The 15082-nt window shown below is 71.4% G+C and carries 13 protein-coding genes; 9 read left to right on the top strand and 4 right to left on the bottom strand.

From position 1 onward, the window contains the following. Position 1 precedes the first annotated feature (1 nt). The 3 genes from J8N05_RS30755 to J8N05_RS30745 all read left to right on the top strand — a co-directional run bounded on the left by J8N05_RS30755 (position 2) and on the right by J8N05_RS30745 (position 5648). On the top strand, positions 2 to 2425 hold the full coding sequence (locus J8N05_RS30755; protein ID WP_210888679.1) for a xanthine dehydrogenase family protein molybdopterin-binding subunit: 2424 nt from the start codon (positions 2 to 4) through the stop codon (positions 2423 to 2425). 272 nt (positions 2426 to 2697) lie between these two features. Further along, on the top strand, positions 2698 to 4155 hold the full coding sequence (locus J8N05_RS30750; protein ID WP_210888678.1) for an NCS2 family permease: 1458 nt from the start codon (positions 2698 to 2700) through the stop codon (positions 4153 to 4155). Between the two features lie 329 nt (positions 4156 to 4484). Then, positions 4485 to 5648: an XdhC family protein gene (locus J8N05_RS30745; RefSeq protein WP_210888675.1), complete on the top strand. Its 1164-nt coding sequence runs from the start codon at positions 4485 to 4487 to the stop codon at positions 5646 to 5648. A 51-nt stretch (positions 5649 to 5699) separates the two neighbouring features. Here the strand turns inward: J8N05_RS30745 and J8N05_RS30740 are convergent, their stop codons facing one another. Together J8N05_RS30740 and J8N05_RS30735 are read right to left on the bottom strand one after the other, a co-directional pair. Further along, the gene (locus tag J8N05_RS30740) at positions 5700 to 6359 is read right to left on the bottom strand and encodes an ATP-dependent endonuclease (protein ID WP_210888673.1); all 660 of its coding nucleotides are present in this window, start codon (positions 6357 to 6359) and stop codon (positions 5700 to 5702) included. 118 nt (positions 6360 to 6477) lie between these two features. Next, the gene (locus tag J8N05_RS30735) at positions 6478 to 7596 is read right to left on the bottom strand and encodes a saccharopine dehydrogenase NADP-binding domain-containing protein (RefSeq protein ID WP_247706569.1); all 1119 of its coding nucleotides are present in this window, start codon (positions 7594 to 7596) and stop codon (positions 6478 to 6480) included. Positions 7597 to 7668: 72 nt separating this feature from the next. Here J8N05_RS30735 and J8N05_RS30730 point away from each other — a divergent pair, with 72 nt between their 5' ends. Further along, positions 7669 to 8268: a TetR/AcrR family transcriptional regulator gene (locus J8N05_RS30730; protein WP_210888672.1), complete on the top strand. Its 600-nt coding sequence runs from the start codon at positions 7669 to 7671 to the stop codon at positions 8266 to 8268. Positions 8269 to 8305: 37 nt separating this feature from the next. On the opposite strand, the gene J8N05_RS30725 is transcribed toward J8N05_RS30730, so the two are convergent. Further along, positions 8306 to 8746, bottom strand: coding sequence for an SRPBCC family protein (locus J8N05_RS30725; protein WP_210888671.1), 441 nt, complete (start codon positions 8744 to 8746; stop codon positions 8306 to 8308). 52 nt (positions 8747 to 8798) lie between these two features. Next, complete coding sequence (locus J8N05_RS30720; protein ID WP_247706568.1) at positions 8799 to 10205, bottom strand: Gfo/Idh/MocA family protein; 1407 nt, start codon at positions 10203 to 10205, stop codon at positions 8799 to 8801. Positions 10206 to 10317: 112 nt separating this feature from the next. Here J8N05_RS30720 and J8N05_RS30715 point away from each other — a divergent pair, with 112 nt between their 5' ends. From J8N05_RS30715 to J8N05_RS30695, 5 genes are all read left to right on the top strand, one after another. Next, positions 10318 to 11619: an ABC transporter substrate-binding protein gene (locus tag J8N05_RS30715; RefSeq protein ID WP_210888669.1), complete on the top strand. Its 1302-nt coding sequence runs from the start codon at positions 10318 to 10320 to the stop codon at positions 11617 to 11619. Continuing rightward, positions 11616 to 12557 (top strand): carbohydrate ABC transporter permease, encoded by a 942-nt coding sequence (locus J8N05_RS30710; protein ID WP_210888668.1) that lies wholly within the window; start codon positions 11616 to 11618, stop codon positions 12555 to 12557. The genes J8N05_RS30715 and J8N05_RS30710 overlap by 4 nt, the downstream gene beginning before the upstream one ends. Continuing rightward, entirely contained in the window at positions 12554 to 13444 is an 891-nt protein-coding gene (locus J8N05_RS30705) for a carbohydrate ABC transporter permease (protein WP_210888667.1), read from the top strand. Before J8N05_RS30710 ends, J8N05_RS30705 begins: the two co-directional genes overlap by 4 nt. 32 nt (positions 13445 to 13476) lie before the next feature. Continuing rightward, a complete protein-coding gene (locus tag J8N05_RS30700; RefSeq protein ID WP_247706567.1) occupies positions 13477 to 14109 on the top strand; it encodes a hypothetical protein in 633 nt (210 codons plus the stop codon). A gap of 146 nt (positions 14110 to 14255) precedes the next feature. Then, a complete protein-coding gene (locus tag J8N05_RS30695; RefSeq protein ID WP_210888666.1) occupies positions 14256 to 14975 on the top strand; it encodes a hypothetical protein in 720 nt (239 codons plus the stop codon). Positions 14976 to 15082 lie beyond the last annotated feature (107 nt).

Raw genomic sequence — 15082 nt, 5'->3', positions numbered from 1 at the left:
GATGGCTACCGACACCACCGCCGACGGGGCCCGCGCCACCGCTCCCGTCGGTACGCCCACGAAGGTCACCCAGGGTTCGCGGACCAAGGGCGGCATCGGCGAGTCCACGCTCCGCCCGGACGGCACCCTCAAGGTCACCGGCGAGTTCGCGTACTCCTCCGACATGTGGCACGAGGACATGCTCTGGGGCCAGATCCTGCGCTCCACGGTCGCGCACGCCGAGATCCTCTCCATCGACACCGGCGAGGCCCTCGCGACGCCCGGCGTCTACGCGGTCCTGACGTACGACGACCTGCCGACCGCCGTGAAGAACTACGGCCTGGAGATCCAGGACACCCCGGTACTGGCCCACGGCCGCGTACGCCACCACGGCGAGCCCGTCGCGATCGTGGCCGCCGACCACCCCGAGACCGCCCGCCGCGCCGCCGCCAAGATCAAGGTGGAGTACAAGGAGCTGCCGGTCGTCACGGACGAGGCCTCGGCCACCGCGCCGGACGCCCCGCTGATCCACGAGGGCCGCGGAGACCACCACATCGGGCACGTCTCCCACCCGAACATCGTCCACCGCCAGCCGATCGTCCGCGGCGACGTCGAGGCGGCCCGGCGGCGAGCCGATCACATCGTCGAGGGCGAGTACACCTTCGGCATGCAGGACCAGGCGTTCCTGGGCCCCGAGTCGGGCCTCGCCGTACCGGCCGAGGACGGCGGCGTCGACCTGTACGTCGCCACCCAGTGGCTGCACTCCGACCTGCGCCAGATCGCCCCGGTCCTCGGACTGCCCGAGGACAAGGTGCGGATGACGCTGTCCGGCGTCGGCGGCGCCTTCGGAGGCCGCGAGGACCTGTCCATGCAGATCCACGCCTGTCTGCTGGCGCTCCGCACCGGCAAACCGGTCAAGATCGTCTACAACCGCTTCGAGTCCTTCTTCGGCCACGTCCACCGCCATCCCGCGAAGCTCCACTACGAGCACGGGGCGACGAAGGACGGGAAGCTGACCCACATGAAGTGCCGGATCGTCCTGGACGGCGGCGCGTACGCCTCCGCGTCCCCGGCGGTCGTCGGCAACGCCGCATCCCTGGCGGTCGGCCCGTACGTCCTCGAAGACGTCGACATCGAGGCCATCGCCCTCTACTCCAACAACCCGCCCTGCGGCGCCATGCGCGGCTTCGGCGCGGTCCAGGCGTGCTTCGCCTACGAGGCGCAGATGGACAAGCTCGCCGACGCGGTGGGCATCGACCGGGTCGAGTTCCGGCAGCTCAACGCGATGTCCCAGGGCACGCTGATGCCCACCGGCCAGCCCGTCGACTCGCCCGCCCCGGTCGCCGAACTCCTGCGCCGCGTCAAGGCGATGCCCATGCCGCCGGAGCAGCAGTGGCTCGCGGCCGGCGAGGCGGCGGACGTCCGCCAGCTCCCCGGCGGCCTCTCCAACACCACCCACGGCGAAGGCGTCGTACGGGGTGTCGGCTACGCGGTCGGCATCAAGAACGTCGGCTTCTCCGAGGGCTTCGACGACTACTCGACCGCAAAGGTCCGTATGGAGGTCGTCGGCGGCGAACCCGTCGCGACCGTCCACACCGCCATGGCGGAGGTCGGCCAGGGCGGGGTCACCGTCCACGCGCAGATCGCCCGCACCGAGCTGGGCGTCGCCCAGGTGACGATCCAGCCGGCGGACACACAGGTGGGCTCGGCCGGTTCGACCTCGGCGTCCCGCCAGACGTACGTCACCGGCGGCGCCGTGAAGAACGCGTGCGAGCTGGTCCGCGAGAAGGTCCTGGAGATCGGCCGCCGCAAGCTCGGTACGTACCACCCGGCCTGGGCGAGCGCCGAACTCCTCCTGGAGGGCGGCAAGGTCGTCACCGACGGCGGCGAGGTCCTGGCCGATCTGGCCGACGTCCTCGAAGACGAGGCCGTCGAGGTCGAGGAGGAGTGGCGGCACCGGCCGACCGAGGCTTTCGACCTGCGTACCGGACAGGGCAACGGCCACGTCCAGTACTCGTTCGCCGCCCACCGCGCGGTCGTCGAGGTGGACACCGAACTCGGCCTGGTGAAGGTCATCGAACTGGCCTGCGCGCAGGATGTCGGCAAGGCGCTCAACCCGCTGTCCGTCCTCGGCCAGATCCAGGGCGGTACGACCCAGGGCCTGGGCATCGCGGTGATGGAGGAGATCATCGTCGACCCCGTCACGGCGAAGGTCAGGAACCCGTCCTTCACCGACTACCTCATCCCCACGATCCTCGACACGCCGACCATCCCCGTCGACGTGCTCGAACTCGCCGACGACCACGCGCCGTACGGGCTCCGCGGCATCGGCGAGGCCCCGACCCTGTCGTCCACCCCGGCCGTCCTTGCGGCGATCCGCAACGCGACGGGCCTGGAACTCAACAGGACACCGGTCCGCCCGGAACACCTGACGAACACGGCGTAGTCCGCCCGACGCTCGTGGGCGCGCGTTCCGCCGCCGCTCCGGGCAGGCACCCGCCGTCGCTGTGGGCAGGCGTTCCGCAAGGGCGGGACGGGTGGGCACAGCGACGGCCACCCCGGTACCGGGCACCCGTTCGATCAACGGCACCCGTTACCGCACCGAAGTACAGCACCGCGTCTCGTCTCGGGCCGTCCCCCGGGTCGTGCACCTTCCCAAAACCCGCGCAAGCAGAGAGCAAGGCGCGGGTGCCCCTATGAACCTTGGGAGAAGGCACCATGACCCAGCAGTCGCTGGAGCCCAGGACCACCGCCGACGACGCGGGTGAAGGAACCCGCGTCCCGGCCGGCCGGTCCTGGCTCGACCGCTACTTCCACATTTCCCTGCGGGGAAGCACGCTCGCGCGTGAGACGCGCGGCGGCGTCACGACCTTCATGGCGATGGCGTACATCCTCCTCCTCAACCCCCTGATCCTGTCCGGCAAGGACGTGGCGGGGGACACGCTCGGCCGGCAGGCCCTGATCACCGCGACGGCGTTCGCCGCGGCCTTCACCACGCTGCTGATGGGCTTCTTCGGCAAGGTGCCGCTGGCCCTCGCCGCGGGACTGTCCGTCTCGGGCGTCCTGTCCTCGCAGGTCGCGCCCCAGATGACCTGGCCGCAGGCGATGGGCATGTGCGTGATGTACGGCGTGGTGATCATGCTGCTCGTGGTCACCGGGCTACGCGAGATGATCATGAACGCGATCCCGCTGGCGCTGAAACACGCGATCACCATGGGCATCGGGCTGTTCATCGCGCTCATCGGCCTGGTGAAGGCGGGCTTCGTCCACCAGGGCAAGGCCACCCCGGTCTCGCTCGGCGCGACGGGCGAACTGGCGGGCTGGCCGGTGCTGTTGTTCGCCGTCACGCTGCTGGCCATCTTCATGTTGCAGGCGCGCGGCATCCCCGGTGCGATCCTGATCGGCATCGTGGGCGGCACGGTACTTGCCGTGGTCCTCAACGCCCTCGATGTGATCGACCCGAAGCAGTGGTCCAGCGGCGCGCCCGAACTGCACGGCAGCGCGGTGTCGATGCCCGACTTCTCGATCTTCGGTGACGTCGAGTTCGGCGGCTGGGGCGAGGTCGGCGCGATGACGGTCGGAATGATCGTCTTCACGCTCGTGCTCGCCGGGTTCTTCGACGCGATGGCCACGATCATCGGTGTCGGCGCCGAGGCGGGGCTCGCCGACGACAAGGGCCGGATGCCGGGTCTGTCCAAGGCGCTGTTCATCGACGGGGCGGGCGGTGCGATCGGTGGGGTCGCGGGTGCGTCCGGCCAGACGGTGTTCGTGGAGTCGGCGACGGGGGTCGGCGAGGGTGCGCGCACCGGGCTGTCCTCCGTGGTCACGGGGCTGTTCTTCGCGGCCTGCCTCTTCTTCACCCCGCTGACGGCGATCGTCCCCGGGGAGGTCGCGGCGGCGGCCCTGGTCGTCATCGGCGCCATGATGATGATGAACGCGCGCCATGTGGACTGGGCCGACCGCGCGACGGCGATCCCGGTCTTCCTGACGGTCGTGATCATGCCGTTCACGTACTCCATCACGGCGGGGGTCGCGGCTGGAGTCATCAGTTACGTCGCCATCAAGATCGCGCAGGGCAGGGCACGGGAGGTGGGCGCCTTCATGTGGGGCTTGACGACGATCTTCCTGATCTTCTTCGCCCTGAGCCCGATAGAAAGCTGGATGGGCATCCACTAGACGCTCCGCCGGGGTGCGCGGTAATGCAACCTGCGGCCCGGTGGGGGCTGGCCGCGCAGTTCCCCGCGCCCCTAAAAACCAAAACCCGGGGCGCACCCCCGCCCCGCAAGGGGCGCGGGGAACTGCGCGCCCGGCCACGACGCACGCGCAGCCGACGAGAAGCCGTCGGCCGGGGCACCACTGGCCGCACTGGTGAACAGGCGCTCACCGTCGCCCCTTGAGGGGCGCGGGGAACTGCGCGAGCAACCCCCACCGGAGCCGCACGTTCAGGGGCGCGAGGAACTGCGCGGCCAGCCACGACGCACCCGCAGGGAAAAGGAGACCGGGACATGCTGGACATTGCCGAAGACCTGCAGCGGTGGGCCGGGGAAGGCCGCGACTTCGCCGTGGCCACCGTCGTCGCCGTAGGCGGAAGCGCACCGAGACACCCCGGCGCAGCCCTCGCCGTGGACGCCGCCGGCACGGCGATCGGCTCGGTCTCCGGCGGCTGCGTGGAGGGCGCCGTCTACGACCTGTGCCAACAGGCACTGCACGACGGGCAACCGGCACTAGAACGCTTCGGATACAGCGACGACGACGCCTTCGCCGTAGGCCTGACCTGCGGCGGCGTCATCGACATCCTGGTGACCCCGGTCCACACCTCCTCACCCCTCCGAGAGGTGCTCACCTCGGCCCTCACCGCAGCCGCCGAAGGAAAGGCCGCGGCACTGGCCCGCATCGTCTCCGGCCCGCCGGAACTACAGGGCCGCGCCCTCCTCGTGCACCCCGACGCCCCGTACGAGGGCGGCTTCGGCGCGCACCCCGAACTGGACCGCACCGTCGCGCAGGAGGCGCGCGCCTTCCTGGACGCGGGCCGCACCGGCACCCTGGAACTCGGCGAGCAGGGCTCCCGCTGCGGCGCACCGCTCACCGTGCTGATCGAGTCCTCGGTCCCGCCGCCCCGGATGATCGTCTTCGGGGCGATCGACTTCGCCTCGGCCCTGGTCCGCATCGGCAAGTTCCTCGACTACCGCGTGACGGTCTGCGACGCGCGCCCCGTCTTCGCGACGGCCGCACGTTTCCCGGAGGCGGACGAGATCGTCGTCGAGTGGCCGCACACCTACCTGGAACGCACGGAGGTCGACGCGCGCACGGTCCTGTGCGTCCTGACCCACGACGCCAAGTTCGACGTACCGCTCCTCGCGCTCGCGCTGCGGCTGCCGGTCGCGTACGTGGGGGCGATGGGCTCCCGCCGCACCCACCTCGACCGCAACGAACGGCTCCGCGAAGTAGGCGTGAGCGAGGGGGAGTTGGCCAGGCTCCGGTCGCCCATCGGCCTCGACCTCGGCGCCCGTACGCCCGAGGAGACGGCCCTGTCCATCGCCTCGGAGATCGTCGCGAACCGCAGGGGCGGGAGCGGGGTGTCGCTCACCGGGGCGCACACGCCGATCCACCACGACGTGTCGCGGTCGCAGCCGCGGTCCCCGATGCGACGGGTCGGGGCGGTGGCCTGACACCCCGGCCGACAGGGCGTGCCGGACGGGGGCGTGTCGGACGGGGGCGTGTCAGACGTGGGCGAGCAGCCGTTCCAGCGGAGGCGGCGTCCGGTCGAGGTCCAGGCTCGCGACGAGTTCCTGCGCGTACTGGGCCTTGCGGCCGGCGTGGGTGCCCATGAAGCGGTGGAGGTGCTGCTCCACGGTCCACCCCCGCTGCGCGGGCTGGTTCTGCAGCGTGCGGAACGCGCGCAACTCGCCCTGTTCCTCGACCACTTGCTGGATGACGTCGGCGCCCAGGGAGCGGATCAGTTCGTCCTCCAGGTCCGCGTGGCACAGAAAGAACCCGAGCGACTCCAGCCCGTCGGCCGTCAGGCCGGACCCGATCCCGGCCCGCTCAAGCGCCCGCCGGAAGAACCTCTCCTCGGCCGCGTCGCACAGTCCGGCGAGCCGCACGTCGAGCCCCTGCGGCCCGCACAGGTCCACGAACCTCCCGACGCTCATCGCGCCCCCGAGCGGCACCACCGAGACGCCCTCCTCGCCGAGGTCCCGGCCGTGCCGGGCGGCCAGCGCCTCGACGGCGACCTGGTCGCTGCCTCCCTCGACGAGCACGACCGTACGCAGCCCGCCGCCGGACGCCGCCTCCCGCGCGCTCGCACCCGCTTCCGCCGCCCCCGCGCCGCCGGCCGCCCACCGGACGACTGCCTGACGGAACCGCCCCATGTCGTTCATGGGTCCCAGTCTCGCAACTCCGAGCGGACTCGTTCCACAGACTTTTGCCATGGCGCGCCGCCGGAGCCGGGCGGGCGGCCTGCGCGGAACGCGCATCGGGAAGGGGCCCCGGTGACCGTCAGCCGGGCAAGGTGAGGGCGAAGGTGCCCGACCCGGCGAGCGCGCGCAGGAACTCCGGCGCCGCGAAAGCCTCCGCGGGGGCCAGCACACCCGTCTTCTCCGGCCCCTCCCCGCCCGCCAGCCGCAGTGCGGCCTCGACCGAGACGACCGCCCCGGCCCGCCAGATGTCCCGGCCCCGGACATGGGCGTTGCGGCCCCCACCGGAGGCCCCGGTGACCTGGACCGCGACAGTGAACTCGGTCTTCGCGCGCTCCTGCGGACCCACGTCCACGCTGGTGAAGATCTGCTCCTCCTCGAAAGTGGAGGCGGTCAGCTGGACCTCCACGGCCCGGGCCGGAACGTGGCGCGGAACCGTGACGACCTCGCCCGACGGGAACGGCACGATCGTCGTACGCGGTCCGACGGGCGGCGGGAACGGGAAGACCGCGTTGCGGATCTCCACGGGCCCCACCCGCTGCGCCCCGTCCACGAATCCGACGCGGTCGATCTCACCGATCAGCAGGTTCGCGGTGTTCACCGCGCCCTGCGTCATGCGCCAGCCCGTGACTGCGTAACCGACCGTCACCTTGTCCACGTCGGGCAGTCCCGCCGCTGCCGCCGCGGCCAGCAGGTCGCCCAGTCCGCCGTAGAAGCTCATCTGCGGGACGAGGACCGCTCCGGTGCGCTGGGCGGTGGCCTGGAGGGAGTCGAAGAGGTACTTCACATGGTGCGGCTCGATCGCGTGGTCCACGTACGCCGTGCCGGTCTCCGCCGCCGCGGTGGCGACCGGTTCCCCGGTCGTGGTGAACGGCCCCGCGCAGTGGATGATCACGTCGGCGGTCTCGGCGAGCGCGCGCAGGGCGGGGCGGTCGTCGAGGGGTGCGTGCAGGACGCTTACGAGATCCGGAGTCGCGAGTTCGGTGGCGACCGCGTGCAGGGCCCGCTCGTCGCGCCCGGCGAGGATCACGTGCTGCCGCCGGGCGAGCAGTTCGGCGGTGACGACCCTTCCGGTGTGCCCGTTGGCGCCGTAGACCGCGAAGAGGGGCGCTTTTCCTGCCGTTGTCGAAGAGGTTGCCGTTGCCGTTGCCGGTGTCGGTGACGGTGTTGCCTGTGCCGTCATGGCGAGGCTCACTTCCATACCGAGAGTATGTAATCGGATCGGCTAAGTTACGTACCCTCGGTATGCCTGTCAAGGGAGTTGATGAGCCGGATGGTCCGACGGACCCAGGCCGAACGATCCGGCGCGACCACGTCCCAACTGATCGACGCCGCGACGGAGTTGTTCGGCAGTCTCGGCTTCGCGGGTGCGCCTCTCGACGCCGTCGCGGCCAAGGCGGGGGTCACCAAAGGGGCCGCGTACCACCACTTCCCGGGCGGTAAGACGGCCCTGTTCCACGCCGTCTTCGTACGCCATCAGGAGCTGCTGGCGGAAGCGCTGTTCCGGGCCGGGGCCGCCGCGCCCGACCCGCGCGCGGCGCTCCGCGCGGGCGCCCGCACGTTCCTCGAACACTGCCTGGACCCGGGCTTCCAGCGTGTCGTCCTCCTCGACGGCCCGTCCGTCCTCGGCTGGGAGACGGTGCGCGAGATCGAGTACGAGCACGCCCTGCGCGTCCTGCGCGAGGCCATGGAACACGCGGTACGCGAGGCCGGCGGCACACCCGACGCCGCCCTGACGGCCCGCTGCCAGCTCGTCTTCGGGGCCCTGTGCGAGGGAGGCATGCTCCTCGCCCGGGCGACGGACCCGGAGGCGATGCTGGAGGTGGTGGCGGGGGAGGCGCTGAAACTCCTGGGCGAGGAGACTCCCGCCTGAGGCCCGACAGGTCACAGGCGGTCGGCGGACTCCGCTCTCAGGGGCGGGACAGCAACTGATCCACCGCCCGTCCGAACATCCACCGGCCCGCCCGCCCCAGTACGGGGTCGAAGAAGCGAGGCACCCCTCGCACCCCCAACTCCTCCCGCCACAGCACCTGCGACCCGCCGTCCACCGCCGGCCGTACCTCGATCTCGGCCCACCCGACGACCGGGCTGCCGCGCTTGACGAGCCGGCACAGCCCAGGCGTGCGGTCGTGGGGCGGCCGCCAGACGACGACCTCCATACGGTCGTCGAACGCCACCGGCCCCACCCCGGTACGCGCCACGAACACCGTGCCCGCCCCGCGCGGCGGCAACGTGACGACCCGGACCCGCGTCAACGGCACCACATCGGCATGCCGCTCCCACGCGGTGAGCCGCCGCCATGCCTCGTCGGCGTCCAGAGTGGTGTCCCGCCGCACATGAAAGAGAGCCATTCCCGGATCGTATGCACACGGCCGCGACAAACACGCCGTTGTCGCGACCGCCTCAGACATCCAGCAGGTCCCGCACCCGCACCGGCGCCCCCGTCACGAACGACTCGTTCGCCGCCAGCCCCGTCACCAGCGACTTCGCCCCGTCGTGCGCGTCCGCCGCCCGGCCCAGCGGGTCCGGGGTGGTGCGCTGGGGGCCGAAGAGGTCCTGGAGCATCCGTACGTCGCCGCCGCCGTGGCCGCCCTCGCCGGTCGGCACCTTCACCTCGCGCGGCCGTTCCCAGTGGCGGCGCAGGAGCAGTTCGGTGCGGCCGGCCTCGTCGTCCACCTCGGCGCCGTGCAGGACCGCGCTCGCGCCCTCGGCCCGTACGCCGGTGTGCGCTTCGGCGCCCGCGTCGTCACGTGCCTCGGGGCGCGACCACGTCGACTCCTCGACGAGCAGTTCGAGCCGGCCCTCGCTGCCGTTGAACGCGACGCGGTAGCCCTCCCAGGGGGCGTACGCCGTGAGGTGGTAGGTCAGGGACGCCCCGGACGCGTACCGCACGAGGACCGCCATGTCGTCCTCGATGCTCACGCCGGGCCCGAACACGTTCTGGTCGCGGTGGTAGCCGTCCTCGCCCTCGGCGTCCAGGTACAGCGCGCTGAGCACGGGCGAGTCCGCCAGATGTACGGCGAAGGGGTCGCCCTGGGCGGCGGGGGAGCCGTGCGCGCGGGTGTAGGGCCTGGCCAGCCCCCGGCGTCCGCCCGCCTCGTCGCCGTAGAAGAAGAGGCCGCCCTGGGCGAAGACGGTCTCCGGTTCGGTGCCCAGCCACCAGTTCACCAGGTCGAAGTGGTGCGTCGACTTGTGGACCATCAGGCCGCCGGAATCGGCCTTGTCGCGGTGCCAGCGGCGGAAGTAGTCCGCGCCGTGCCGCAGATCGAGCAGCCACTCGAAGTGCACCGAGCCGACCTCGCCGATCTCCCCGGCCGCGATGAGTTCCCGTACGGCCGAATGCACCGGGTTGTAGCGGTAGTTGAAGGCCACCCGCACCTCGCGGCCGGAGCGCTGCCGGGCCGCCAGGACACGGCGGGCGCGGTCGGCGTCGGTCGTCATCGGCTTCTCGGTGACCACGTCGCAGCCCGCGTCCAGGGCGCGCACGATGTAGTCGTCGTGGGTGCGGTCCACGCTGCACACGACCACGAGATCCACCCGCTCGCGCCGCAGCATCAGGTCGAAGTCCTCGGCCGCGTACGCCGGTACGGGTTCGCGGCCGGGGTGGTCGGCCGTGAGCCAGCCGTTGTGGACCGCCATCCGGTGCGCGTTGACGTCGCAGAACCCGACGAGGTCGATGCGGTCCGCGTACGGTCCGGCCAGCGCCTCGGTGAACAGTCGGGCGCGGGCGCCCAGGCCCACCACGGCACAGCGGCGCCGCGAAGCGGAATCCGTCCGGGCCGCCACGTCCGGGGCCGTGCGAGGGTCCACGTCCGGGTCGGTGTGAGGGTCCGTGCAGGGGGCTTGTTCTGACATCAGGACCATCCCTAGGGTCGTCGGACAGGGGGTGGAAGCGCTTTCTAACGAATGAGGTGACCCACTCATGCCCGGAAACAGGACAAGGAAGTCCTGGCGGCCGCGCATCGCGGCGGCCACGGCGGTGCTGGTGTCCTGCTCGCTCCTCGCCGGCTGCTCCGGGCCGGACGGGGCGGGCGGCGACGGCGGCAAGGTGGTCCTGCGCTACACCTGGTGGGGCAACCCGGACCGGGCGGCCAGAACCCAGGAGGCCGTCGACCTCTTCGAGAAGAAGCATCCGCGGATCGAGGTCCAGACGTCGTTCTCCGGTTACGACGCCTACAAGCAGAAGCTGGCCACCCAGGCGGCGGGCGGCGACGCCCCCGACGCCATGCAGCTCGACTACCGCATGATCGACCAGTACGCCTCCGGCGGCGTACTGCTGGACTTCGCCGAGCAGCGCTCCGCGCTGGACACCGGCGAGTTCGACGCGGGCCTCCTCGCCACCGGGAAGGTGGACGGCAAGCAGTACGCGATCCCGCAGGCCCGCGGCACGGAGACCGTCGTGTACGACACCGCACAGTGGAAGAAGTCCGGGGTCGCCCTGCCGCGCGAGGGCTGGACCTGGAGCGAATGGGCGGATGCCATGCGGGAGTTGGCCGAACGGACCGGCAGGCCCGGCGCCACCGACCCCGGGCAGAGCGAGGACGCCTTCGAGGTCTGGCTGCGCGGCCGGGGCAAGAGCCTCTACACCGAGGACCGCCGGCTCGGCTTCACCGTCGACGACCTGACCCGCTGGTGGACCTTCGCCGACAAGCTCCGCAGGGAGGGTGCCGTCTCGCCCGCCGAGCAGACCACCCAGCTCGACGGCACGGTCGAGAACACCCCGCTCGGGCGCGGCAAGGCCATCTCCGACAGCAACTGGGACGCGCCCTCCAGCGGGTTCGTCGCGCTCGTACCGGACGGGGTCACCCTCGCGCCGATGCCGTCCGGCGAGGACGGCACCCCGGGCCAGTACTTCAAGCCCTCGATGTTCATGGGCGTCGCCGCCGACACGGGCCACCCGAAGGAGTCCGTACAACTCGTCGACTTCATGCTGAACGACCCGGACGCCGCCAAGATCCTCGGCGCCACCCGCGGCATCCCCGTCAACGAGTCGCTCCGCGAGTCGATCGCCCCCGGACTCAAGGACTTCGACAAGACGGTCTACGACTACCAGGCGTCCCTGGAAGGAGACCTCGACGCCCCGCCGCAGGCCCCGCCTTCGGGGGACAGCGCGCTGCAGACCACCTTCCAGCGGGACTACGACCAGGTGTCGTACGAGCGGATGTCGCCCCGCGAGGCGGCCGAGGACTACGTCACCGAGGCGAAGGCGGAGCTGAGGTCATGACCACCACCACCGACACTCCCGTGACCACCCCCGCCGCGAAGACCGTTCCCGTGAAGCGGCCCGGTGGACGTCGACGCGAGGGCGCCGCCTGGGTGTTCCTCTCCCCGTGGGTGCTCGGCGCCGCCGTGCTGACCCTGCTCCCGATGGCCGTGTCGCTCTATCTCTCCTTCACCGACTACGACTTGTTCAACCCGCCCCACTGGGTGGGCCTGCGCAACTACACGCAGATGTTCACCGAGGACCCGCGCTACTGGCGTTCGGTCGGCGCGACCCTCACCTACGTCGTGATCGCCGTACCCCTCCAACTCGGCCTCGCGCTCGTCGTCGCGCTCGGCCTCAAGTCCATGCGACGCGGCCGGGGTTTCTACCGCTCGGCGTTCTACGCGCCCTCCCTGCTCGGCGCCTCCATGTCCATCGCGTTGGTGTGGCGGGCGCTGTTCAACGACGGCGGCACGGTCGACAACCTGCTCGGCACCGGCGGCTGGGTCAACCGGCCCGGCTGGGCGCTGTTCGCCGTCGCCCTGCTCACCGTGTGGCAGTTCGGCGCTCCGATGGTCATCTTCCTCGCCGGACTCCAGCAGATCCCCACCGAGTTGTACGAGGCGGCGTCCGTGGACGGGGCGAGCCGGTGGAGGCAGTTCCTGTCCATCACCGTGCCCATGCTCTCCCCGGTGATCTTCTTCAACCTGGTGCTCCAGACCATCCAGGCGTTCCAGGTCTTCACCCCCGCCTTCGCGGTGAGCGGCGGCAAGGGCGGCCCCGCCGACTCGACGCTCTTCTACACCCTCTACCTCTACGACCGCGGCTTCGTCGCCTCCCACATGGGCTACGCCTCCGCGATGGCCTGGGTCCTGCTGATCGTCATCGGCGCCGTCACGGCGGTGCTGTTCCGCACGTCCCGCACCTGGGTCTTCTACGCGTCCGAGGGGGACCGATGACCACCTCGACCAGCACCACCAGTACTGCCGCTACGGCTTCTTCTGCACGCAAGCCGATCGCCGGGCGCCGCATCGCCCTGCACCTCGGCGCCCTGGCCGCGCTCATCGTCATGCTGTACCCGCTGGCCTGGCTGCTCGCGACCTCGCTCAAGCCCGCCGACGAGGTGATCGCCAGCCTCGACCTGCTGCCCGGCAGCCTGGAATGGTCCAACTACTCGACCGCCCTCGACGGCGTGAACGACGTCTCCGTGTGGCGGCTGCTCGGCAACTCGCTGCTCATCGCGGGCGGCGCGGTCGTCGGCAACGTACTCAGCTGCTCCCTGGCCGCGTACGCCTTCGCCCGGCTGCGGTTCCGCTTCCGCGGGCCGCTGTTCGCCTTCATGATCGCGACGATCATGCTGCCGCACCACGCCGTGCTGATCCCGCAGTACATCATCTTCAACCAGCTCGGCATGGTGAACACCTACTGGCCGCTGATCCTGCCCAAGTTCCTCGCCACGGAGGCGTTCTTCGTCTTCCTCATCGTGCAGTTCATGCGGGGGCTGCCGCGCGAACTGGAGGAGGCGGCGCGGATCGACGGCTGCGGGCCGTTCCGCAGCTTCTTCCTCGTCATCCTGCCGCTGACCCGGCCCGCCCTCATCACCACGGCGATCTTCACCTTCATCTGGACCTGGAACGACTTCTTCACCCAGCTGATCTACCTCTTCTCACCGGAGAAGTTCACGCTCACGCTGGCCCTGCGGTCGTTCGTGGACGCGTCGAGCACCTCGGCCTTCGGCCCGATGTTCGCGATGTCGGTGATCGCCCTGCTGCCGATCGTGCTGTTCTTCCTCGCCTTCCAGCGGTTCCTGGTCGAGGGCATGGCGAACTCCGGGATCAAGGGATGAGCGGGAGCCGAGGTACGGGCGGGAGCCGAGGCATGAGTGGGAGTCGAGGGATCATGAGCGGTGGGCAGGCCCGGGAGACGGGTGAGATCTTCGGGCCGCGTATGACGCTGTTCGCGGACGTGCTGAGCGTGGGCGTGTGCACGGCCCTCGCGTCGCTGCCGGTCGTCACCCTGCCCGCCGCGCTGTCCACGGCGTGCGCGGTCCTGCGCGGCGCCCGCGAGGACCGGCCGGCCACGGCGGGACGCTACTTGACGGCCCTGCGGCGCCGGCTGCGCCCCGGCGACCTCGCGGCCGGGACGCTGGCCCTGACCGGAGTCCTGCTGCTCTGGGCGGACCTGGCCCTGGCCCGCGCCGGACTGCCCGGCGGACCGCTGTTCGCCGTCGTCGCCGCGGCCCTCGGCGGGTACGCGGCTGTCGTCGGCCTGCGTGCCTGCGGGCGCCCCGAGTCGCTCACCGACTGGCGGGCGGCGGTGGCGGGCGCCGCCCGCGACTCCGTCAGGGACGCGGGCGGCAGCGGCCTCGTCCTGCTCGCCCTCGCGGCGGCCGTGATGTGCGCGTGGATGCTGCTGCCGCTGGCGTTCCTTGCACCGGGCCCCCTGGCGATGGCGCTGACGGCGGTGGACGTACGGATGCCGACGCGGGGGAGGGCCACGTGTGACGCCTAGTTCGCGCGGACGTCGGTTCGGACGCGGGTGAAGTTCCGGGCCCGCCCTGTGTTCTGGATCACGCGCCGTGTGTTGAGGGTGGGACGGGGGCAATTCCCGTACCTCACCACGACGCACGCGCGACGAATGCGAGGATGAGGCCCGTCATGACTGCTGGGTGGGGTGTGCGCACGGTACGGGCCGCGGTGTTCGCGGTCGTCTGCGTGCTGCTCGCCGCCCTCGGCCACGTGCTCATGTCCGGTGCCCCGGTGGCCTGGTGGACGATGGCCGCCGGGACCGTGGCGACGGGCGGCGCGGGCTGGTGCCTGGCCGACCGGGAGCGCGGACTCCCCCTGATCGTGTCGGTGGTGGTCGTCACCCAGGGACTGCTCCACTGGTCGTTCTCGCTCGCGGGGTCGATGACGGCGGGGTCGGTGGCCTCCGGCCCGGGGACGGGTGCGGCGCACATGTCGGCTACAGACATGGGGTCCATGTCGTCGATGGGGCACATGGGTTCCGGCCACATGGCTGTGGACCACATGGGCGCCGGGCACATGGGTGCGGGCCACATGGGCTCCGATGCCATGAGTCAGTCGGCGCACGCCATGGACGGAACGTCCTCGCTCGGCATGCTCGCCGCCCACCTGTTGGCCGCGCTGCTGTGCGGGTTGTGGCTGGCGTACGGCGAACGCGCCGCCTTCCGCATCCTGCGCGCGGTCGCCGGACGGCTCGTCGCACCCCTGCGGCTGCTGCTCGCGCTGCCCACGCCCCCGCACCGCCCGCGTGTCCGCGCCCGCTGTGGTTCCTCCGACCGTTCGCCACGGCGGCTCCTTCTCGTCCACGCCATCACTTCTCGGGGTCCGCCCGTGGGATCCGCTGCCAGTTGAGACAGCCGGATCCCCGAGGCGTCGCCCTGCGCGCCTCGGGCGTCGGCCGTACCTCCGCGTACGGCCGTACCCCCACGCCGGACCGACGCGCGAGCGCGCCACGCGAA

Source organism: Streptomyces liliiviolaceus, from assembly GCF_018070025.1.
Classification (GTDB): domain Bacteria; phylum Actinomycetota; class Actinomycetes; order Streptomycetales; family Streptomycetaceae; genus Streptomyces; species Streptomyces liliiviolaceus.
This window is presented reverse-complemented; position numbering and strand designations above follow the sequence as displayed.